Raw genomic sequence first — 19,930 nt, forward strand, 5'->3', positions numbered from 1 at the left:
ACCAGCCGACCAGCCGACCAGCCGACCAGCCGACCGAACCACCCAGCCAGGGAGCACTCATGTCAGAGGTCATGCCACAGGTCACCGACCACGGCGGCGGCGTCCACGCCCTCCACGTCCCGATCCCCGACAACCCCCTCGGCCACACCCTCGTCCACGTCCTCGACACCGACCGCGGGCCCGTCCTGATCGACACCGGCTGGGACGACCCCGCCTCCTGGGACGCCCTCACCGCAGGGCTCGGCGCGCTCGGCATCTCCGTCGCCGACGTGCACGGGGTCGTCATCACCCACCACCACCCCGACCACCACGGCCTGTCCGGGCAGGTGCGGGAGGCCTCGGGTGCGTGGATCGCGATGCACGCCGCCGACACCGAGGTCGTCCTGCGGACCCGCTCCGCCGAGCCCGGCGTCTGGTTCGACTACATGAGCGGGAAGCTGGCCGCCGCCGGTGCCCCCGAGGAGCACGTCGCCCCGCTGCGCGCGGCCCGGGAGAGCGGCCGCGTCCGGACCCTGCCCGGGCTCAGTGCCGCCGTGCCCGACCGGGAGATCGTGCCCGGCGAGCTGCTGCCCCTCGCCGGGCGCCGGCTGCGCGCGATCTGGACCCCGGGCCACACCCCCGGCCACGTCTGCCTGCACCTGGAGGAACGGCACCCGGCGAACCTCCCCGGCAACGGCCGCCTCTTCTCCGGCGACCACCTGCTGCCCGGGATCTCCCCGCACATCGGGCTGTACGAGGCCCCGGAGGACACCCGCGTCACCGACCCCCTCGGCGACTACCTCGACTCCCTCGAACGCATCGGCCGCCTGGCGCCCGCCGAGGTGCTCCCGGCCCACCAGCACGCCTTCACCGACGCCCCCGCCCGCGTCCGGGAGCTGCTGGAGCACCACGAGGAGCGGCTGACCGGCCTGTGGCGGCTGCTGGCCGAGCCCCTGACCCCCTGGATGCTCGCGGAGCGGATGGAGTGGAACCGGCCCTGGGAGCAGATCCCGTACGGGTCGCGGAACATCGCCGTCTCGGAAGCGGAAGCCCATCTGCGGCGGCTGGTGAAGCAGGGCCGGGCGGAGGCGGTCCCGGGCACGGACCCGGTGGCGTACCGGGCGCTGTAGGCCCCGCCCGGCACGGCTGCGGGCTGCCCGCACGGGCCCCCGCCCCACCGGGTCCGGGAGCTACGGGCCGGTAGAGTGAGCCCGTCGTCCACACATCCGTATGGGGGGAAGCCGGTGCGAATCCGGCGCTGACCCGCAACCGTGACCCGGCCCGCCGTCCGCGGGGCGGTAGCCGGAATGCCCCGTACCGGAGGTGCGCGGCTCGTGCCGCCGGGTCCTCCGGCGGCCGGCACCGTCGAGGTAAACGGAGCCGGAGCCCGGTGCCTGCGCGTGCCTGTCTCCCGCCCCCCGTACGAGAGGCACCCGCCCCGTCATGAACGTCCGCCGCAGCGCCGCCGCGCTCGCCGCATCCGCCGTGCTCTGCGTGGGTGCCGCCCCCGCCGCCCTCGCCGACACGCCGGCGCCCTCCGCGCCGCCGGTCGTCCCGTCGGGCCTGTTCGGCAAGGCCGACCCGACGTACGACGGCGTGTGGCGGCAGTCCCTCGCCCTGCTCGCCCAGCGCACGGTGGGCCTGAAGCCCGCCCCGCAGGCCGTCGACTGGCTCACCGGCCAGCAGTGCGCCACCGGCGGCTTCGCCTCCTTCCGCGCGGACGCGGGCGCGGCCTGCGACGACAAGACGACGTACGACACCAACGCGACCGCGGTCGCCGTGCAGGCCATGAAGGCCCTCGGCGGCAAGGACGCGCAGGTCAAGAAGGCCACGGACTGGCTGAAGTCCGTACAGAACGAGGACGGCGGCTGGGCCTACGTGCCGGGCTCCCCCAGCGAGGGCAGCTCCACCTCCATCGTGATCAGCGCGCTGGCCACGGCCGGCGAGAAGCCCGCCGAGGTCAAGTCGAAGGCGGGCAAGTCCGCGTACGACGGCCTGCTCTCCTTCCAGCTCGGCTGCTCCGCCGAGCCGGTCTCCGACCGGGGCGCCTTCGGGTACCAGCCGGCCGACGGCAAGCTCGCCGCGAACGCCGACGCCACGGCCGCCGCCGCCCTGGCCGGCCTGGGCAAGGGCATCGTCGTCGACCCGGCCGGCACGGACACCCCGGCCGCCGCGCTGGCCTGCCCGGCCGGCTCCGCCGACCCGGCGGGCGCGGCCCAGGGCGCGGCCGGCTACCTGGCCGAGGCCCTGAAGAAGGACGGCCACCTGACGGCCGTCACCCCGGGCGCCGACCAGCCCACCGCCGACACCGGCAACACGGCCGACGCCGTGATCGCCCTGGCCGCGGCCGGGCACCGGCAGGCGGCCGCGGGCGCCCTGGACTGGCTGCAGAAGAACTCCACCGCCTGGGCCAACCGCAACCCGGCCGCCCTGGCCACCCTGGTCCTGACCGCCCACGCGACGGGCACCGACCCGAAGGCCTTCGGCGGCGTCGACCTGGTGGCGGCCCTGAACGCCACGGGCCCGGCCCCGGCCGCGCCCGACACCGAGCCGCAGAAGGTGGAGGGCGAGGAGAAGCCGGGCTCCGGCAACCAGAACATCTGGTGGATCGTCGGCGCGGGCGCCGCCGCCGGCATGGGCATCGGCATCCTGCTGAGCGGCCGGCGCAAGAAGAACCAGCTGTGACCCGCCGCCGGACCCGCACCCCGGCCGGGGCGCTCACCGGCGTCCTGGCCGTACTCGGCCTGCTGCTGACCCTGCTCGCGGCGTCCCCGGCCCTGGCGGCGGGCTACCGCTACTGGTCGTTCTGGGACGGTGCGGGCGGCCGCTGGGCGTACGCCACCCAGGGCCCCTCGACGGCCCGCCCCGCGGACGGCGCCACGCTCGGCTTCCGCTTCTCCGTGAGCAAGGACGCCGCCGCCGAGGCGGCCCAGCCGCGCGCGGCCGCCGACTTCGAGGCCGTGTGCGGGAACACCGCCCCGGCGGAGGGCAGGAAGCGGGTGGCGCTGGTCATCGACTTCGGCGTGCCCGAGGACGCCCCCGCCGGGGAGACCCCGCCGCAGGGCACCCCGCGCACGGCCTGCGCGCAGCTGGCGCCCGGGGCCACCGCGGCCGAGGCGCTGGCCGAGGTGGCGAAGCCGCTGCGCTACAACGGGGCGGCGCTGCTGTGCGGGATCTCCGGCTACCCGAGGACGGGCTGCGGCGAGCCGATCCAGGACGCGGAGCAGCCGAAGCCATCGGCTCCCGCACCGGCTTCCGCCTCCGCGTCCGCAGCCGCTGCTTCGGAGGACTCCTCGGGCGGCGGCCCCTCGGCCGGCCTGTACCTGGGCGTCGCCGCGGTCCTCGCCCTGGGCGCCGCCGCCGTCTGGCAGTCCCGCCGCCGCAGGCGATGAGGGAGGGGCGCTGGCGGGCCCCCGTCGCACGGCGCGGGAACGCCCTGCACGCGGGGGCCTGGTGGCTGTGGGCCCTCGGGCTGGCCACCGCCGCCTCCCGGACCACCAATCCGCTGCTGCTCGGGCTGATCGTCGGCGTCGCCGGGTACGTGGTGGCGGCGCGCCGGACGGAGGCGCCGTGGGCGCGTTCCTACGGGGCCTTCGTCAAGCTCGGCCTCTTCGTCATCGGGCTGCGGCTGGTGTTCTCGATGCTGCTGGGCTCCCCGATCCCCGGCACGCACACCCTCTTCACGCTGCCCGAGGTCCCGCTCCCCGCGTGGGCGCAGGGCATCCGGTTCGGCGGCCGGGTCACCGCCGAGCAGCTGGTCTTCGCCTTCTACGACGGCGCGAAGCTGGCGACCCTGCTGATCTGCGTGGGCGCGGCGAACGCGCTGGCCAATCCGGCGCGGCTGCTGAAGTCGCTGCCGGCCGCCCTGTACGAGGCGGGCGTGGCGGTGGTCGTCGCCATGACGTTCGCGCCGAACATGGTCGCCGACGTGGCCCGGCTGCGGACCGCCCGCCGGCTGCGCGGGCGTCCCACGGGAGGGGTCAAGGCCGTCCTCCAGATCGGGCTTCCGGTGCTGGAGGGCGCCCTGGAGCGTTCCGTCGCCGTCGCCGCGTCGATGGACGCGCGCGGGTACGGGCGCACGGCGCAGGTGCCGCCGGCCGTGCGGCACACCACCAACGTCCTCACCCTCGGCGGGCTGCTCGGCATGTGCGCCGGTACGTACGGGCTGCTCGCGGCGGAGGGTGCCGTGTACGGGCTGCCCGTGCTCGGCATCGGGCTCGTGCTGGCCCTGGCCGGGCTGCGGCTCGGCGGGCGGCGCAGCATCCGTACCCGTTACCGGCCGGACCGGTGGGGGGTGCGGGCCTGGCTGGTCACCGGTTCGGGGGCGGCGGTCGCGGCCCTGATGATCCACGCGGCCTCGGTGGACCCGGAGGGGCTGCGGCCGGGCGTGGTCCCGCTGGTCGCGCCCACGCTGCCGCTGTGGCCCGCGGCGGCGATCCTGATCGGCCTGCTTCCGGCCTTCGTGGCCCCCGTACCTTCCGAGGAGTCCTCCCGTTGATCCGCTTCGAGCAGGTGTCGGTCACGTACGACGGTGCCGCGCGGCCCTCGCTCCGGGACGCGGACTTCACCCTCCCGGAAGGGGAGCTGACCCTCCTCGTCGGCCCGTCGGGGGTCGGCAAGTCGACCCTGCTGGGGGCGGTTTCCGGGCTGGTCCCGCACTTCACGGGCGGCACGCTGCGCGGGCGGGTGACGGTGGCGGGCCGGGACACCCGTACGCACATGCCGCGCGAGCTGTCGGACGTGGTGGGCACGGTGGGGCAGGACCCGCTCGCGCACTTCGTGACGGACGTGGTGGAGGACGAGCTGGCGTACGGGATGGAGTCCCTGGGCCTGGCGCCGGCGGTGATGCGGCGCCGGGTGGAGGAGACCCTGGACCTGCTCGGGCTGAACGAGCTCCGCGACCGCCCGATCGCCTCCCTGTCGGGCGGCCAGCAGCAGCGGGTGGCGATCGGCTCGGTCCTGACGACGCACCCCCGGGTCCTGGTCCTGGACGAGCCGACCTCGGCGCTGGACCCGGCGGCGGCGGAGGAGGTCCTGGCGGTGCTGCAGCGCCTGGTCCACGACCTGGGCACGACGGTGCTGATGGCGGAGCACCGCCTGGAACGGGTGGTGCAGTACGCCGACCGCGTGCTGCTGCTCCCGTCCCCGGGCGAGCCCCCGGTCCTGGGCACCCCGTCCGAGATCATGGCCGTCTCCCCGGTCCACCCCCCGGTGGTCTCCCTGGGCCGCCTGGCGGGCTGGACCCCGCTCCCCCTCTCGGTCCGCGACGCCCGCCGCCGGTCCGCTCCCCTGAGGTCCCGCCTGTCCACCCTGCCCCCGGAGCCACCGACGGGCGAGTACCCAGCCCCGCCGGCCCTCTCGGCACATCCAGCCCCGTCGGCCCCCTCGGCACATCCAGCCCCGCCGGCCCCCTCGGCACATCCAGCCCCGCCGGCGTTTGAGGCGCGGGGGTGCGGGGGCGGAGCCCCCGCAAGGGGTCCGGGCGCAGCCCGGGGAACGGTGGAAGGGCGGGTAGGGGACCAGCCCCGCGCAGCGGCCCCGACAGCCCCCGCACCGGCCCCCGCACCGGCACCGCCCGCCCCGGCCACCGGCCCCCGCGCCCTGCTCCGGCGCCTGGCCGCACGCCGTCCGGCACCGCAGGGTGCCGGGACCACCGGCCCGGCCGACAGCCCGGCCCCCGCCCCCGCCGCCCCCTCCGCCTCCGCCAGGAACCTCGGCATACGCCGCGGCCGCGCCGAGGTCCTCCACGACGTCACCCTCCAGGTGGCCCCCGGCGAGACCGTGGCCCTCATGGGCCGCAACGGCGCCGGCAAGTCCACCCTGCTCGCCGCCCTCACCGGCACCCTGGCCCCCTCCACCGGGCAGGTGACCGTCGGCGGCCTCACCCCGCACCGCACCCCGCCCCCGGAGATGGTCCGCCGGGTCGGCCTGGTGCCGCAGGAGCCCCGCGACCTCCTCTACGCCGACACCGTCGCCGCCGAGTGCGCCGCGGCCGATGCCGACGCCGGGGCGGACCCGGGGACGTGCCGCGCCCTGGTCGGGAGCCTGCTGCCCGGCGTGCCGGACGACACCCACCCCCGGGACCTGTCCGAGGGCCAGCGCCTCACGCTCGCCCTCGCCCTGGTGCTGACCGCCCGCCCCGCCCTGCTCCTCCTCGACGAGCCGACCCGCGGTCTGGACTACGCCGCCAAGGCCCGCCTCGTCGAAACCCTGCGCGCCCTCGCCGCCGACGGCCACGCCATCGTCCTCGCCACCCACGACGTGGAGCTCGCCGCCGAGCTGGCCCACCGGGTGGTCATCCTGGCGGGCGGGGAGGTCGTCGCGGACGGTCCGACGGCCGAGGTCGTCGTCTCCTCCCCCGCCTTCGCGCCCCAGGTGGCGAAGATCCTGGCCCCGGGCCACTGGCTCACCGTGTCCCAGGTCGCCGCCGCCCTGGAGGCCGCCCCGTGACCCCCCACACCACCCACGCCACCCGCGCCGCCCGCCCCGCCCGTCCGGTCCGCGTCGGCCCCCGCGCCGCCGCGGCCCTGGTGCTGGTCACCCTCATCGGCATCGCCGCCTTCGGCTGGCCGCTGCTCGCCGACCGCCAGTCCGGCCTGGCCCACTCCCAGGACGCCCCGTGGCTCTTCGCCGCGCTGCTCCCCCTCCTCGTCGCCGTGGTCATCGCGACCATCGCCGACAGCGGCATGGACTCCAAGGCCGTCGCAATGCTCGGGGTGCTCGCCGCGGTGGGGGCGGCGCTGCGTCCGCTGGGCGCGGGCACGGCCGGGCTGGAGCCCATGTTCTTCCTGATGGTGCTGAGCGGCCGCGTCCTGGGTCCCGGCTTCGGCTTCGTCCTCGGCTCCGTCACGATGTTCGCGTCCGCGCTGCTCACGGGCGGGGTCGGGCCGTGGATGCCGTTCCAGATGCTGGCGCTGGGCTGGTTCTCGCTGGGCGCCGGGCTGCTGCCCGGGCCGGAGAGGATCCGGGGGCGGGCCGAGCTGGCGATGCTCGCCGCGTACGGGTTCCTGGGCTCCTTCGCGTACGGCACGGTCATGAACCTCCAGGGCTGGGTGATCCTGCAGGGCATGGGGCAGGGCGTCTCCTTCCACCCCGGCGACCCGGTGCCGCAGAACCTGGCGCGCTTCGTCGCGTACTGCCTGGCGACCTCGGTGGGCTGGGACCTGGGTCGGGCCGCGCTGACGGTCGTCCTGACGCTCACACTCGGGGGCACACTGCTGCGGGCGCTGCGGCGGGCGACTCGGAAAGCCGCGTTCGACGCGCCGGTCTCCTTCGATTCGGGGGCCGGAAGTGACCCGGGCCACCCACCCCGGCGGGTCCGTCCGGTTACGGGGGGTGAGTTTCGGGGGGTGGGGCGGTGAGGCGGCCCACAGGACCCAGGTCACATCCGGCCCCGGTTAGTAGACCGGCCGGCCCGCCCGCGCACCGCTTCCGGGCCGGGACCTCGGTCCGGGTCTGCGAGGGAGGCTAGTAGGTGGGGGGCTTTGCCAGGGCGGCGACGGCCTGGCTAACTGGTGATGTCGCCGAGGCGGCCGGGGCTTCGAGTCCCCCGCCGGTCGATCCCCTCTCCACCTGTGTGAGTGGTTCACGCATGTCTTCGGCATGCGGCGGCCGTCCTTGTTCCCGTCGGAAGGTTCCTCCGTGTCCAACGCCGTCATCCGCCGCATCGCCGCTTCGAAGAAGGCTCTCGCCGGTTCCGTCCTCGCTCTGGGTGTTGCGGGTTCCGTGCTCGCCGCCGTTCCGGCGCAGGCCGCTCCGACGGGCGCGAAGGCGATCGCCCAGCAGATGATCAAGGACCCGGCCCAGTTCGCCGCCTTCGACAAGATCGTCACGCACGAGAGCGGCTGGGACTACACCGCCACGAACTCCTCCTCCGGCGCCTACGGCCTGGTCCAGGCCCTGCCCGCGTCGAAGATGTCCTCGGCGGGCTCGGACTGGAAGACCAATCCGGCCACCCAGATCAAGTGGGGCCTGGACTACATGAACGAGCGCTACGGCAGCCCGGTCGAGGCCTGGAACTTCTGGCAGGCCAACCACTGGTACTAAACCACCGGCGGACCACACCACAGCAGCACCGCAGTACATGTGAAGGCCCCGGTGGCCGGCCTCCCCAGGTCCGGCCACCGGGGCCTTCCGCATCCCATCCCACGGGGTTCAGTGGGCGCCCGGGTCTCCCGTCACAGGCGCTGGATGATCGTGCCGGTCGCCAGCGCGCCGCCCGCGCACATGGTGATCAGCGCGAATTCCTTGTCGCGCCGCTCCAGCTCGTGCAGCGCGGTGGTGATCAGCCGGGCGCCGGTGGCGCCGACGGGATGGCCGAGGGCGATGCCGCCGCCGTTCACGTTGACCTTCTCCAGGTCCTGACCGAACACCTGCGCCCAGCTGAGGACGACGGAGGCGAAGGCCTCGTTGATCTCGACGAGGTCGATGTCCTTGAGGGACATCCCCGCCTTGCCCAGCACGGCCCGGGTCGCGTCGATCGGGCCGTCCAGGTGGAAGTGCGGGTCGGAGCCGACGAGCGCCTGGGCGACGATCCGGGCGCGCGGCTTGAGCTTGAGCGCGCGGGCCATCTTGCGCGAGGCCCACATCACGGCGGCGGCGCCGTCGGATATCTGGGAGGAGTTCCCGGCGGTGTGCACGGCCGTCGGCATGACCGGCTTGAGCCGGGCCAGGCCCTCCATGCTGGTGTCGCGCAGCCCCTCGTCCCGGTCGACCAGCCGCCACATGCCCTGGCCGGCGGCCTGCTCCTCCTCCGTCGTCGGGACCTGGACGGCGAAGGTCTCCCGCTTGAAGCGCTCCTCGGCCCAGGCGGTGGCCGCCCGCTCCTGCGAGAGCACGCCGAGCCGGTCGACGTCCTCGCGGGTCAGGCCCCGGTGGCGGGCGATCCGCTCGGCGGCCTCGAACTGGTTCGGGAGGTCGACGTTCCACTCGTCCGGGAAGGGCTTGCCGGGGCCGTGCTTGGAGCCGGAGCCGAGCGGGACCCGGCTCATGGCCTCGACCCCGCAGGCGATGCCGATGTCGACGACCCCGCCGGAGATCATGTTGGCGACCATGTGGTTGGCCTGCTGGGAGCTGCCGCACTGGCAGTCGACGGTGGTCGCGGCGGTCTCGTAGGGGAGTCCCATGGCGAGCCAGGCGTTGCGGGCGGGGTTCATGGACTGCTCGCCGGCGTGGGTGACGGTGCCGCCGACGATCTGCTCGACGCAGTCCGGCTGGATTCCGGTACGGGCCAGGAGCTCGCGGTAGGTCTCGCCGAGCAGGTAGGCGGGATGGAGGTTGGCCAGGGATCCCCCGCGCTTTCCGATGGGGGTGCGTACGGCTTCGACGATGACGGGTTCCGCGGCCATGAGCTCGTCCTCTCCTGCACACTCTGCACAGCGCCGGCGTGGCGGGCCGTCCGGCGACTGCCCCGCGCGAACTAGTACGCGTTCTACTTCTCCCCCGCAGTCTTATGACCTCGACGCCCGGCACGCAAGGGTCTTGCACGCGGCTTACACGGATTCCACACGCAACAGTTGACGCGAGAGCCCTTGTGACTTCTAGAACTCGTTACTACCTTCAAGCCAACATCTGATGGGCCGTCAGACCTTCGTCAGACCTTGGAGTCGCCCGATGCCCTGTCCCGCGCTGCCCGAAGGCTTCGACGCCACCGATCCCGACATCCTCCAGGACCGCGTCCCCTTCCCGGAGTTCGCTCAGCTGCGGCAGACCGCCCCCGTGTGGTGGTGCCCGCAGCGGCGGGGCGTCACCGGGTTCGACGACGAGGGCTACTGGGCCGTCACCCGGCACGCGGACGTCAAGTACGTCTCCACGCACCCGGAGCTGTTCTCCTCCACCACCAACACGGCGATCATCCGCTTCAACGAGCACATCCAGCGCGAACAGATAGATGCCCAGCGCCTGATCATGCTGAACATGGATCCGCCGGAGCACACCCGCGTACGCCAGATCGTGCAGCGGGGCTTCACCCCGCGCGCCATCCGCGGCCTGGAACGGGCGCTGCGCGACCGGGCCCGGAAGATCGTGGAGGAGGCCCGGGAGGCCTCGGCGGACGGCTCGTTCGACTTCGTCACGCAGGTCGCCTGCGAACTCCCGCTCCAGGCGATCGCCGAACTGATCGGCGTACCGCAGGAGGACCGCTCCCGCATCTTCGACTGGTCGAACAAGATGATCGCGTACGACGACCCGGAGTACGCGATCACCGAAGAGGTCGGCTCCAACGCGGCCGTGGAGCTCATCGGCTACGCGATGAACCTCGCCGCCGAGCGCAAGGAGTGCCCGGCCAAGGACATCGTCACGCAGCTGGTGGCGGCCGAGGGCGAGGGCAACCTGCGCTCCGACGAGTTCGGCCTCTTCGTCCTGCTGCTGGCCGTCGCGGGCAACGAGACCACCCGCAACGCCATCAGCCACGGCATGCACGCCTTCCTCACCCACCCCGAACAGTGGGAGCTCTACAAGGCGACCCGGCCGTCGACCGCCGCGGAGGAGATCGTCCGCTGGGCCACCCCCGTGGTGTCCTTCCAGCGCACCGCCACCCGGGACACCGAACTGGGCGGGCAGAAGATCAAGGCCGGCGACCGGGTCGGCCTGTTCTACTCCTCCGCCAACCACGACCCCGAGGTCTTCGCGGACCCCGACGTCTTCGACATCACCCGCGACCCGAACCCGCACCTCGGCTTCGGCGGCGGGGGCCCGCACTTCTGCCTCGGCAAGTCCCTGGCCATCCTGGAGATCGACCTGATCTTCAACGCCCTGGCCGACGCCCTGCCCGACCTGCGCCCCGCCTCCGACGGCCCGCGCCGGCTCCGCGCGGCCTGGCTCAACGGCATCAAGGAGCTCCGGGTCAGCACGGGCTGACGCTCCCCCAGGACTGCGGGACGGCCCCGGCCGGCCCGTGCACCAGGACGGCAGGGGCCGCACACCCACGCCCCGGCCCCTGCCGTCCGCCGGTCAGGTGATCGCCCGAGTGGCGGAATCCCGGGACCTGGCCGATCCTGACAGGACGCGACGATCCACCGAAGGGGCGCCGGGGACACCATGCCCCGGCGTTCCTTCGCCATTGCGGGCCCCGTTCGGGCCGCGTACCCCCCGTCAGGCGGGCCGCAGGATCGCGCAGGTCGTCGTCCCGTGCGCGTAGAGCTTCCCGTCGTGCGTGCCGACCACCCGGGCCTCGGCGGTGGCCGTGGTGCGGCCGACGTGCAGGGCCGTGCCCTCGCAGCGCAGCGCGGGGGTGTCCGCCAGGACCGGGCGGATCATGTGGACGCCCAGCTGGACGGTGGTGTAGGCGGTGCCCGCCGGGAGCCGGGTCATCACGGCCGAGCCGAGCGCCGAGTCCAGCAGGGTGGCGAGGAAGCCGCCGTGGACCGTGCCCATGGGGTTGAGCAGGTGGTCGCCGGGGTCCCCCTCGAAGACGACGGAGCCCTCCTCGACCTCGGTGAGCCGGAAGCCCAGGGTGCTCATGATCGAGGCGGCCGGCAGGGTCCCCTTCAGCGCCGCCCGGAGCACCTCCAGGCCGCTCATGCCCAGGATCTCCGGGGTCATCGGGGGCCTCGGCTCCCAGGTGTGGGTACGGCTGCGCAGGCCCTCGGGGGCGGTCACGTGATGCGTGGTCATGCCGTCGACCCTAGGGGTGGCGGCGAGCGCCCGGGAGTGTCGGATCCGGCGCCTTCCGCACCGATTCCGACAGGCCCGCCGACCGGCCCCGGCGCTACCCTGGGCCGGTGAAAGTCGCCGTACTGGCCCTCGACGGGGTCTTCGACTCCGGGATCTCCGCCGTCCTGGACGTGCTGCACACCGCCAACGCGCTACGCCGGGAGCTCCCCGGAGCCGCCCCGCCCGCGTTCGACATCCGCACGGTCGGCGTGCGCCGGCGCGTCCGCAGCGGGCTCGGCCACCGCATCGACACCGAGCCCGCCCGCGAGGCGGAGGACGCCGGGCTGCTCGTCCTGCCCGCCCTGATGGAGCGCCGCCCCGCCGCGCTGCTGGAGGCCGTGGCCGCGCCCGGACAGCGGCCGGCCCGCCGACTGCTGGCGGAGGCCCGCGAGCGACGCACCCCGCTCGCCTCCTCCTGTACCGGCACCTTCCTGCTCGCCGAGTCGGGCGTCCTGGACGGGCTGCGGGCCACGACGAGCTGGTGGCTCGCACCGGTGTTCCGCGAGCGGTACCGGCGGGTGGTGCTGGAGGAGACCCGGATGGTGACGGCCTCCGACGGCGTCACCACGGCCGGCGCCGCGTTCAGCCACCTCGACCTGGCGCTCGCCCTCGTCGCCGGGCGCAGCCCGGCCCTGGCGGACCTGGTGCGGCACTACCTGGTGGTCGACGACCGGGCCTCGCAGGCCGCGTACATGATCCCCAGTGCCATGGCCCGGCACGATCCGCTGGTCGCCGCCTTCGAGCGGTGGGTGCGCGCCCGCATCGAGGAGCCGCTGTCCATCGCCGACGCGGCCCGCGACCTCGGCGTCAGCGAGCGCACCCTCCAGCGCACCATGGCCCGGACCCTGGGCCGCACCCCCGTCCGGCTGGTCCAGGACCTGCGGGTCGAGCAGGCCGAGCACCTGCTGCGCACCACCGCGCTGCCGCTGTCCGCGGTCGCCCGCCGGGTCGGGTACGAGAGCCCCGGTCCGCTGCGCGCGCTGCTGCGGCGGGGGCGTGCGTAGGGTTCCGGGCTCCCGGGCCGGGGGCTACGGCCGTCCCGAGCGCGCGGGGGCGCGTACCGGATCTGCGGCCTCCGCGCCCGGCCCGCGCTGGGCCGGGAGGGGCGCCTTCAGCCCGCGCGGCCCGGACAGTACGTGGACCAGCCCGAAGCCGGCGGCGACGACGGCCGCGCCGCCGACCGCGTCCAGCACCCAGTGGTTGGCGGTGGCGACGATCGCGCACACCGTGACCAGCGGGTGCAGGACGCCGAGCAGCTTCTGCCGGCGGCGGGGCGCGAGGACCACGATCACGACCCCGCACCACAGGGACCAGCCGAAGTGCAGCGAGGGCATCGCGGCGTACTGGTTGGAGATCGCGGTCATCGCCCCGTAGGAGGGGTTGGCCAGGTCCTGGACCCCGTGCACGGTGTCGGTGAAGCCGAGGCCCGGCATGAGGCGCGGCGGCGCGAGCGGGTAGAGCCAGAAGCCCGCCAGGGCCAGGACGGTGGCGAGCCCGAGGGAGGCGCGTGCCCAGCGGTAGTCGCCGGGGCGGCGCGAGTACAGGACGGCGAGGATGCCGAGCGGGACCACGAAGTGGAAGGAGGTGTAGTAGAAGTTGAAGAAGGCCTCCAGCCAGGGCGTGTCCACGACGGCCCGGTTGACGGCGTGCTCGATGTCGATGCCGAGCGCCCGCTCGATGCCGAGGATCTGACCGCCGTTGCCCTCGGCGGCGGAGCGGCTCGCGGGGGCCGCGGCGCGGATGTGCGAGTAGATCGAGTAGCCGACCCGTATCAGCAGCAGTTCCAGCAGGAGGTTGGGGCGCGAGGTCACGCGCCGCCAGAACGGCAGCAGCGGCACGCGGGACCAGCGCGCGTCGGCGGGTTCCGCGTGGGCGGTGGGCACGGGCGTGCGCCAGTACGGGGAGGAGCGGGGCAGGAACGGCACGGCGCAGGCCGCAGCGAGGGCCGTGAGGAGCAGCACGTTGTCGCGTACGGGGGCCAGTGCGGCCAGGTTGGGCAGCAGTACGGCGCTCGGCAGGCTCGTGGCCAGCACGACGGCGACGGGCCACACCCGCCGGTCGGCGGCGCGCCGGCCCACCTTGCCGGCCACGGCGAGGAGCACCCACAGCAGTTGGTGGCGCCAGCCCGTCGGGGACACGGCGACGGCGACGCAGCCGGTGACGGCGACGGCGAGCAGCAGCTGGCCGTCGCGGGCGTAGCGGACCGCGCGGCGCAGGCCGGCCCAGGAGACGGCGGCGGCCAGCGCGAGGGCGAGCGCGATCTCGCCGGGGCCGCCGAGGCCGAGGCGCAGCAGGGCGCCGTGCAGGGACTGGTTGGCGAGGGCGTCGGGGGCGGCGCCGAGGCCGGTGCCGGCGACGTACTCCACCCAGTACGTCCACGAGTCGCGCGGCAGCGAGGCCCAGGACAGCGCGGTGGCGCCGGCGAAGGTCACGGCGGCGGCCCGGGCGGCCGGGCGGCGCCCGGTGAGCCACAGCAGCGGGGCGAAGAGCAGCAGTGCGGGCTGGAGGGCGGCGGCGAGGCCGACGAGGAAGCCGGCGGGCCGCCCGCCGGGGACCCGGAACACGGCGAGGAGCACCAGCAGGACGGGCAGGACCGCGGTCTGTCCGGGGGAGGCGGCCTCGCGGACGGGGAGGGAGACCATCATCAGCGCGACCAGCGCGGGCGCGGCGAGCAGCGCGGTGCGCCGGGGCACGGGGTCGGGGAGCGCCCGCGCGGCAACGAGGCCGACGCCGGCGACGAGGAGCAGCGTCACGCAGGTCCAGGCCACCTCCAGGGAGGGGGCGGCGAGCCCGGCCAGCGGTTTGAGGACGAGCCCGCCGAAGGGGGTTCCGGTGAACGGCCCGCCGGCGTAGAGCGGTCCGGGCGGGCTGCCGGGGAGGTCGAGGCCGCCGAGCCACTCGCCGGGCGGCACGCGCAGCACCGTGACGGCCTGTCTGGCGGCCAGCACCGCGGCGAGCGCCCACAGCAGGACCCGCAGCGCCCCGAGCCCGCCGCCACCGCCTATGCCCCCGGCATGTCCACCGGCCCCGCCGTGCTCCGCCGCGTCAGCCACGCCCCGCCGCCCTCCGCCCCGTCGACCGCCACGGTCACTTCGCCTGGCTGCCGCGCGTCGTGCCCCGTTCCATTACCTGGACTGCCTGGACGACGATATCCCGGGCGGGATCCCTAGGATGGCGGGCATGAGCATCGTGAAGATCAATGCGCTGACCGTCCCCGACGAGCAGCGGGAGCTGCTGGAGCAGCGGTTCGCCTCGCGGGCGGGCGCCGTGGAGAACTCGGACGGGTTCGAGTGGTTCGAGCTGCTGCGGCCGATCGAGGGCACGGACCAGTACCTCGTCTACACCCGGTGGCGGTCGGAGGAGGACTTCCAGGCGTGGATGGAGGGTCCGATGAAGGCGGCGCACCAGGGCGGCGGCGCGGGCGGGGCCGGTGGCGAGCGGCCGAAGCCGGCGGCTTCCGGGTCGCAGGTGTGGTCGTTCGAGGTCGTGCAGCAGGCCGCGCCGAAGAAGGCCTGAGCAGGGCGCGGGGTGCGGCGGAGGGACCCGGGGCGGACGTCGCCCGGGTCCCTCCGGCTCGGCCACGGGGCTCGGGCGTCGGGCGGTCTCGGCCGTCGCGCCTCACGGCTCACGCCTCACGCCTCACGCCTCGCGGCTCACGGCTCGCGGCTCGCGGCTCGCGGCTCACGCCCAGAAGGCGTCGCTCTCGTCGATGTCCTGGGTGCACTGGTCGATGTCGGTGATCTTGCCGCCGACGATGGTGAAGAAGAGCCCTTCGTGGATCTCGATGCCGCGGTCGCCGCGGTCGCCCTGGGCGACGTGCACGGACATCGCGTGGCCCCGGCCGTCCACCATGACGTTCTCCAGGCGGACCCGGAAGGTGCCGTTGGTCTCCTCCCCGAGGCGGCGGTAGAGATCGAGGACGGCTTCCCGGCCCTTGTGGTGCCCCGAGAGCACGCTGTTGCCGGGCACGTGGTGGATGACGTCGGCCGTCATCAGCGTGCCCATGGTCTCCATGTCGCCCTTGCCGAAGGCCTCGTAGCCGCGGCGGATCAGGGCACAGTCCGGATGCTCCGACATGACGGTTCACACCCTCCGTTTGTGCGATTTACGCCTTTCCTCATCATCGGTCCGCGCCTGTGGATATTCCACGCGGGCGCTCCGGGGCCCGCTGCACAATGACGCCATGGACAGCAAACCGATCATCACGACAGAGTCCGCCTCCCCCGGAAACACCAGGTGGGAGGTGGTCGCGGAAGCCTTCGCCACCCCGGATGCGACGGCGCTGCGCCGCGCCTACTACGCGGAGGTCGCCGGGCGGTACTGGGAGCGCTCCGCCACCGAGGCCGAGATCGACCAGGGGATGCTGGACGACCCGGCCGACGGGCTCGTACCGCCGACGGGCCAGTTCGTGGTCGGCCGGCTCGACGGGCGGCCGCTGGCGTGCGGCGGCATACGCCTGCTCGACCCGGCCACCGCCGAGCTCACCCGCGTGTACGTGGACCCGCGCGCCCGCGGCACCGGCGGCGGGGCGGCGCTGCTGGCCGCGCTGGAGGAGGCCGCCCGCGGGCTGGGCGCCACGCGGATGCGCCTGGACACCCGTACGGACCTGGTGGAGGCCCGCGCCCTGTACGCGCGCCACGGGTACCGGGAGATACCGGCGTACAACTCCGGCCCGTACGCCCAGCACTGGTTCGAGAAGGACCTCGGCCTCGCCGCGGCCGCCTCCTAGGTGGCGGAGTGGTCCCTCCGGGCCGGTGTGTCGTAGGGCTCCTCGGAGTCGGATCCGCAGAGCTCCCGGTTGAGTTCCTCGACCAGCTTGATGAGGTCGGTGGGCCGGTCCGGGCCCCACCAGTCGCCGAGCAGTTCGGCCAGGGAATCCTGGCGCGCCTGCGCGAGTCTGCCCGCCACCTCCCTGCCCCGGTCGGTGAGGACGAGGTCGAGCCCGTCCCGGGCGGCGAGCCCGCGTTCCTCGATCTGGCGTCCGGCGTCCGTGACGACCTTGAGCGGGATCGCGGTGCGCTCGGCCAGCACGGCCGGCTCGACGGAGCCGTACTTGTTGATCCGCAGCAGCATCCAGCTGGCGGCGGGCAGCAGGTCGTAGCCGGCCTTCGCGGTGATCTTCTCGTAGACGTGGCGGCGGCCCTCGCGGGTGCCGAGCACGGAGAGCGCGCGGGCCACTTCCTCGTGCGAGGAGCGGTGCACGGGGTTGGAGGCGAGGGTCTCCGTGACGTCGGGCGTGGTGACGGACGCACGGAGCTTGTCCTCCTTCAGGAACCAGGAGACGACGAAGGCGACCAGGACCACGGGCACCGCGTAGAGGAAGACGTCGGTGATGGCGGAGGAGTAGGCGTCCAGCACCCTGAGGCGCACTTCGGGCGGGAGCGCGCCGATGGCCCGGGGGTCGGCCTCCAGCCGTTCGGGCGTCGCGGCGGGCGGCAGCGGGATCCCGGCGAGGGTGGCGGTCAGCTTGTCGCCGAGCCGGTTGGTGAAGACCGTGCCGAAGATGGCGACGCCGAAGGAGGCGCCGATGGAGCGGAAGAAGGTGGCGCCCGAGGTGGCGACGCCGAGGTCGGCGTAGCTGACCGAGTTCTGCACGACGAGGACGAGCACCTGCATGACCAGTCCGAGGCCGGTGCCGAAGACGAAGAAGTAGGCGCTCGTCTCCCAGTCGGAGCTGGTGCGCTCCAGCTGGTGCAGGAGCAGGAGGCCGACGGCGGTGACGGCCGTGCCGGTGATCGGGAACACCTTCCAGCGGCCGGTACGGCTGACGATCTGCCCCGAGGCGGTGGAGGCGATCAGCAGGCCGAACACCATCGGCAGCATGTGGACGCCCGACATGGTCGGCGAGACGCCCCGCACGACCTGGAGGAAGGTCGGCAGGTAGACCATCGCGCCGAACATCGCGAAGCCGACGACGAAGCTGATCACCGAGCAGAGGGTGAAGGTGCGGATCCGGAACAGCCCCAGCGGCAGGACGGGTTCGGCGGCCCGCCGCTCGACGAGGACGAAGGCGACGAGGAGGACGGCGCCGAGGACCGCCAGCCCGACGATCCGGGCGGATCCCCAGCCCCAGGTGCCGCCGAGGGAGGCGACGAGCACGAGGCAGGTGGCGACGGAGGCGATGAGGAAGGTGCCGAGGTAGTCGATGGTGTGCCGGGAGGAGCGGGCCGGGATGTGCAGGGCGGCGGCGATGACGACGAGCGCGACGAGACCGATGGGGAGGTTGATGTAGAAGACCCAGCGCCAGGAGAGGTGGTCGACGAAGAGGCCGCCCAGCAGGGGCCCGAGGACGCTGGTCGCGCCGAAGACCGCGCCGAAGAGCCCCTGGTACTTGCCGCGCTCGCGGGGCGGCACGATGTCGCCGACGATCGCCATCGACAGCACCATCAGTCCGCCGCCGCCGAGGCCCTGCAGGGCCCGGTAGCCGATCAGTTGGGGCATGTTCTGGGCGAGGCCGCAGAGGGCGGAGCCGATCAGGAAGATGACGATGGCGGCCTGGAAGAGCTTCTTGCGCCCGTACTGGTCGCCGAGTTTGCCCCACAGGGGGGTGGCGGCGGTGGAGGCCAGCATGTAGGCGGTGACCACCCAGGACAGGTGCTCCATGCCGCCGAGTTCGCTGACGATCGTGGGGAGGGCGGTGGAGACGATGGTCTGGTCGAGTGCGGCGATCAACAGGCCCAGCAGCAGGGCCCCGATCGAGACGAGCACCTCGCGCGAGGCGTGCTCGGCGGCGGGCTTCGGGTCCACGGCCGACGCGGTCACATCCTGAGCCATCGGCTCCTCCTCAGGCCGGATCAACATCTCCATCCTGAGCGGTGTGTCCGGTTATGGCCTCTCGGAAGGGTTGGGTGGGGCCCGAGGGGTCTGCATAATCGCTGGCAGTGTCCAGGGAGGGGTACCAGTGAGCGCAGAGCGCTGTCCGGAATGCGGCGCCACGGGCGTCGGCTGCGAATGTGCGCGGGGGGTGGGCTTCAACCCGCTGCGCATTCGCCCGTACGTGGCCATGCCGGAAGCCGACCAGGGCCAGCCGCCGCCCCAGCCGGTCCTGGGGGCGATGGCCCAGCCGGGCTCGGACCCCACCACCCCCTTCCCCACCCTCCCGCCGCCGCACACGGCCCCGGCTGCACCGACGGGAGCCTTCGCCGCCCCCGGCCATGCCCCCGCTCCCCCGCCGGCCGGGCCGACGGCCGGAGGCGGTGTACCGGAGGCCCCGGTGGCGCATTCGGGAGCCTGGGACCCGCAACCCGGCGCCCCGGCGCAGCCGGCCGGCCCGGTCGCGACTCCGCCCGGGGTCCCGGCGCAGCCGGCCGAACCCCTGGCGACCCCGGCCGGGGTCCCTGCGCACCCGGACGAGGCGGTTACCGCGCAGCCGGGTGGTCCCGGTGCTCCGGGCCCGGACGCCGCGGCGCACGCGTACGGCGTCGGCGCCGACGAGGCCCCGACCGCCATGCTGGCGCCCGTCCCGGCGCAGGACCCCGTCACCCCGGCCTTCGGGATACCCGGGGCCGCTCCCGTACAACCGGCGGAGCCGCCCGTACCCGTTGCGCCGGCGGAGCAGACGGTCCAGCTGCGGGCCGTCCCCCTGCAGTGGCCCGACGACCTCCCCGCCAAGCCTCCGCGCTCCCGTCGGCTGCCGCTGCTGGCCGCGGCGGGTGCGGCGGTGGTCGTCGGCGCGGCGGCACTGGCGCTGGTGATGTTCACGGGGTCCGACGAGCGCGACACCGCGCTGGTGGACCCCAAGCCGTCGTCGCCCGTGGCCGAGTCCGCCCCGGCGGGCCCGTCGGAGGCGCCTTCCGGCCCGACGGCGAGTTCCTCCGCATCGGCCTCGTCCTCCCCGTCGGTGAGCGCCTCCCGCTCGGCGTCCGCGTCCGCCTCCGCGAGCGCGTCCCGCTCGGCGTCGCCCTCCCCCTCCGCGTCGGGGACGACCCGCGCTCCGAGCCCCACCTCTCCGGCGAAGCCCGCCAAGCCGGCGACCCTGCGTTCCGGCGACTCGGGGCCCGAGGTGGAGAAGCTCCAGCGGCTGCTGTCGGAGCACGGGATGTACCGGGGCAGGTTCGACGGCCGGTACGGCCGCGGCGTGGAGCGGGCGGTGGCGGACTTCCAGATGGAGTACGAGGTGTACGACGACGAATTCGGCGTCTACGGCCCGGCGACCCGGCGCGCCCTGGAGGGATAAGTCACTCGGCCGTCGGTGGCGCGCACCCCGACGGGTTTTGTATCGTGAAGAAACAAAGTGGTTCCGTCCGCAATCCCTGACCGGTGGACGGAACCGCTTGTTCTCTTTTGCCGCCCGTCTGGA

The 19,930-nt window shown here is 74.3% G+C and carries 17 protein-coding genes and 1 riboswitch; of the genes, 12 read left to right on the top strand and 5 right to left on the bottom strand.

Features of this window, described 5'->3' with window-relative positions:
• Window positions 1-71: 71 nt before the first annotated feature.
• The 7 genes from ACIPW5_RS11730 to ACIPW5_RS11760 all read left to right on the top strand — a co-directional run bounded on the left by ACIPW5_RS11730 (window position 72) and on the right by ACIPW5_RS11760 (window position 8,025).
• Window positions 72-1,109 (top strand): MBL fold metallo-hydrolase, encoded by a 1,038-nt coding sequence (locus ACIPW5_RS11730; RefSeq protein WP_401243858.1) that lies wholly within the window; start codon window positions 72-74, stop codon window positions 1,107-1,109.
• Window positions 1,110-1,213: 104 nt separating this feature from the next.
• Window positions 1,214-1,292: riboswitch (cobalamin riboswitch) on the top strand.
• A gap of 130 nt (window positions 1,293-1,422) precedes the next feature.
• Entirely contained in the window at window positions 1,423-2,664 is a 1,242-nt protein-coding gene (locus ACIPW5_RS11735) for a prenyltransferase/squalene oxidase repeat-containing protein (RefSeq protein ID WP_401243611.1), read from the top strand.
• Window positions 2,661-3,371: an SCO2322 family protein gene (locus tag ACIPW5_RS11740; protein WP_401243613.1), complete on the top strand. Its 711-nt coding sequence runs from the start codon at window positions 2,661-2,663 to the stop codon at window positions 3,369-3,371. The genes ACIPW5_RS11735 and ACIPW5_RS11740 overlap by 4 nt, the downstream gene beginning before the upstream one ends.
• Entirely contained in the window at window positions 3,368-4,477 is a 1,110-nt protein-coding gene (locus ACIPW5_RS11745) for an energy-coupling factor transporter transmembrane protein EcfT (protein ID WP_401243615.1), read from the top strand. Before ACIPW5_RS11740 ends, ACIPW5_RS11745 begins: the two co-directional genes overlap by 4 nt.
• On the top strand, window positions 4,474-6,429 hold the full coding sequence (locus ACIPW5_RS11750) for an ABC transporter ATP-binding protein (RefSeq protein WP_401243617.1): 1,956 nt from the start codon (window positions 4,474-4,476) through the stop codon (window positions 6,427-6,429). Before ACIPW5_RS11745 ends, ACIPW5_RS11750 begins: the two co-directional genes overlap by 4 nt.
• Window positions 6,426-7,340, top strand: a complete 915-nt coding sequence (locus ACIPW5_RS11755) for an ECF transporter S component (protein WP_401243619.1) — start codon at window positions 6,426-6,428, stop codon at window positions 7,338-7,340. Before ACIPW5_RS11750 ends, ACIPW5_RS11755 begins: the two co-directional genes overlap by 4 nt.
• Window positions 7,341-7,581: 241 nt before the next feature.
• Window positions 7,582-8,025: a transglycosylase SLT domain-containing protein gene (locus ACIPW5_RS11760; protein ID WP_125595411.1), complete on the top strand. Its 444-nt coding sequence runs from the start codon at window positions 7,582-7,584 to the stop codon at window positions 8,023-8,025.
• 131 nt (window positions 8,026-8,156) lie between these two features.
• Here the strand turns inward: ACIPW5_RS11760 and ACIPW5_RS11765 are convergent, their stop codons facing one another.
• Window positions 8,157-9,326 (bottom strand): steroid 3-ketoacyl-CoA thiolase, encoded by a 1,170-nt coding sequence (locus tag ACIPW5_RS11765; RefSeq protein WP_401243621.1) that lies wholly within the window; start codon window positions 9,324-9,326, stop codon window positions 8,157-8,159.
• 265 nt (window positions 9,327-9,591) lie between these two features.
• Here ACIPW5_RS11765 and ACIPW5_RS11770 point away from each other — a divergent pair, with 265 nt between their 5' ends.
• Window positions 9,592-10,836, top strand: coding sequence for a cytochrome P450 (locus tag ACIPW5_RS11770; protein ID WP_401243622.1), 1,245 nt, complete (start codon window positions 9,592-9,594; stop codon window positions 10,834-10,836).
• 234 nt (window positions 10,837-11,070) lie between these two features.
• Here the strand turns inward: ACIPW5_RS11770 and ACIPW5_RS11775 are convergent, their stop codons facing one another.
• A complete protein-coding gene (locus ACIPW5_RS11775) occupies window positions 11,071-11,592 on the bottom strand; it encodes a PaaI family thioesterase (protein ID WP_401243623.1) in 522 nt (173 codons plus the stop codon).
• A 107-nt stretch (window positions 11,593-11,699) separates the two neighbouring features.
• On the opposite strand from ACIPW5_RS11775, the gene ACIPW5_RS11780 reads away from it, so the two are divergent.
• Entirely contained in the window at window positions 11,700-12,635 is a 936-nt protein-coding gene (locus ACIPW5_RS11780; RefSeq protein WP_401243625.1) for a GlxA family transcriptional regulator, read from the top strand.
• A gap of 24 nt (window positions 12,636-12,659) precedes the next feature.
• On the opposite strand, the gene ACIPW5_RS11785 is transcribed toward ACIPW5_RS11780, so the two are convergent.
• Window positions 12,660-14,684 carry a bifunctional glycosyltransferase 87/phosphatase PAP2 family protein gene (locus ACIPW5_RS11785; protein WP_401243627.1) on the bottom strand — a complete coding sequence of 675 codons (2,025 nt, stop codon included), beginning with the start codon at window positions 14,682-14,684 and terminating at the stop codon, window positions 12,660-12,662.
• Between the two features lie 127 nt (window positions 14,685-14,811).
• On the opposite strand from ACIPW5_RS11785, the gene ACIPW5_RS11790 reads away from it, so the two are divergent.
• Window positions 14,812-15,147: an antibiotic biosynthesis monooxygenase family protein gene (locus ACIPW5_RS11790; protein ID WP_401243629.1), complete on the top strand. Its 336-nt coding sequence runs from the start codon at window positions 14,812-14,814 to the stop codon at window positions 15,145-15,147.
• A gap of 165 nt (window positions 15,148-15,312) precedes the next feature.
• On the opposite strand, the gene ACIPW5_RS11795 is transcribed toward ACIPW5_RS11790, so the two are convergent.
• Window positions 15,313-15,708: a nuclear transport factor 2 family protein gene (locus tag ACIPW5_RS11795; RefSeq protein WP_401243630.1), complete on the bottom strand. Its 396-nt coding sequence runs from the start codon at window positions 15,706-15,708 to the stop codon at window positions 15,313-15,315.
• 106 nt (window positions 15,709-15,814) lie between these two features.
• Between ACIPW5_RS11795 and ACIPW5_RS11800 the strand changes: the two genes are divergently transcribed.
• Window positions 15,815-16,360, top strand: a complete 546-nt coding sequence (locus tag ACIPW5_RS11800; RefSeq protein ID WP_401243632.1) for a GNAT family N-acetyltransferase — start codon at window positions 15,815-15,817, stop codon at window positions 16,358-16,360.
• On the opposite strand, the gene ACIPW5_RS11805 is transcribed toward ACIPW5_RS11800, so the two are convergent.
• Complete coding sequence (locus ACIPW5_RS11805; RefSeq protein ID WP_401243634.1) at window positions 16,357-18,432, bottom strand: DHA2 family efflux MFS transporter permease subunit; 2,076 nt, start codon at window positions 18,430-18,432, stop codon at window positions 16,357-16,359. The genes ACIPW5_RS11800 and ACIPW5_RS11805 overlap by 4 nt on opposite strands.
• A gap of 100 nt (window positions 18,433-18,532) precedes the next feature.
• On the opposite strand from ACIPW5_RS11805, the gene ACIPW5_RS11810 reads away from it, so the two are divergent.
• Entirely contained in the window at window positions 18,533-19,807 is a 1,275-nt protein-coding gene (locus ACIPW5_RS11810) for a peptidoglycan-binding protein (RefSeq protein ID WP_401243636.1), read from the top strand.
• Window positions 19,808-19,930 lie beyond the last annotated feature (123 nt).

This window comes from Streptomyces sp. NPDC090077 (assembly GCF_044747545.1).
GTDB lineage: Bacteria > Actinomycetota > Actinomycetes > Streptomycetales > Streptomycetaceae > Streptomyces.

Excerpts from the sequence above, each read along its gene's own strand:
- ACIPW5_RS11730 (WP_401243858.1), top strand. The coding sequence starts at position 72 with ATGCCACAGGTCACCGACCACGGCGGCGGCGTCCACGCCCTCCACGTC.
- ACIPW5_RS11735 (WP_401243611.1), top strand. The coding sequence starts at position 1,423 with ATGAACGTCCGCCGCAGCGCCGCCGCGCTCGCCGCATCCGCCGTGCTC.
- ACIPW5_RS11745 (WP_401243615.1), top strand. The coding sequence starts at position 3,368 with ATGAGGGAGGGGCGCTGGCGGGCCCCCGTCGCACGGCGCGGGAACGCC.
- ACIPW5_RS11760 (WP_125595411.1), top strand. The coding sequence starts at position 7,582 with ATGCGGCGGCCGTCCTTGTTCCCGTCGGAAGGTTCCTCCGTGTCCAAC.
- ACIPW5_RS11765 (WP_401243621.1), bottom strand. The coding sequence starts at position 9,326 with ATGGCCGCGGAACCCGTCATCGTCGAAGCCGTACGCACCCCCATCGGA.
- ACIPW5_RS11770 (WP_401243622.1), top strand. The coding sequence starts at position 9,592 with ATGCCCTGTCCCGCGCTGCCCGAAGGCTTCGACGCCACCGATCCCGAC.
- ACIPW5_RS11775 (WP_401243623.1), bottom strand. The coding sequence starts at position 11,592 with ATGACCACGCATCACGTGACCGCCCCCGAGGGCCTGCGCAGCCGTACC.
- ACIPW5_RS11790 (WP_401243629.1), top strand. The coding sequence starts at position 14,812 with ATGAGCATCGTGAAGATCAATGCGCTGACCGTCCCCGACGAGCAGCGG.
- ACIPW5_RS11795 (WP_401243630.1), bottom strand. The coding sequence starts at position 15,708 with ATGTCGGAGCATCCGGACTGTGCCCTGATCCGCCGCGGCTACGAGGCC.
- ACIPW5_RS11800 (WP_401243632.1), top strand. The coding sequence starts at position 15,815 with ATGGACAGCAAACCGATCATCACGACAGAGTCCGCCTCCCCCGGAAAC.
- ACIPW5_RS11805 (WP_401243634.1), bottom strand. The coding sequence starts at position 18,432 with ATGTTGATCCGGCCTGAGGAGGAGCCGATGGCTCAGGATGTGACCGCG.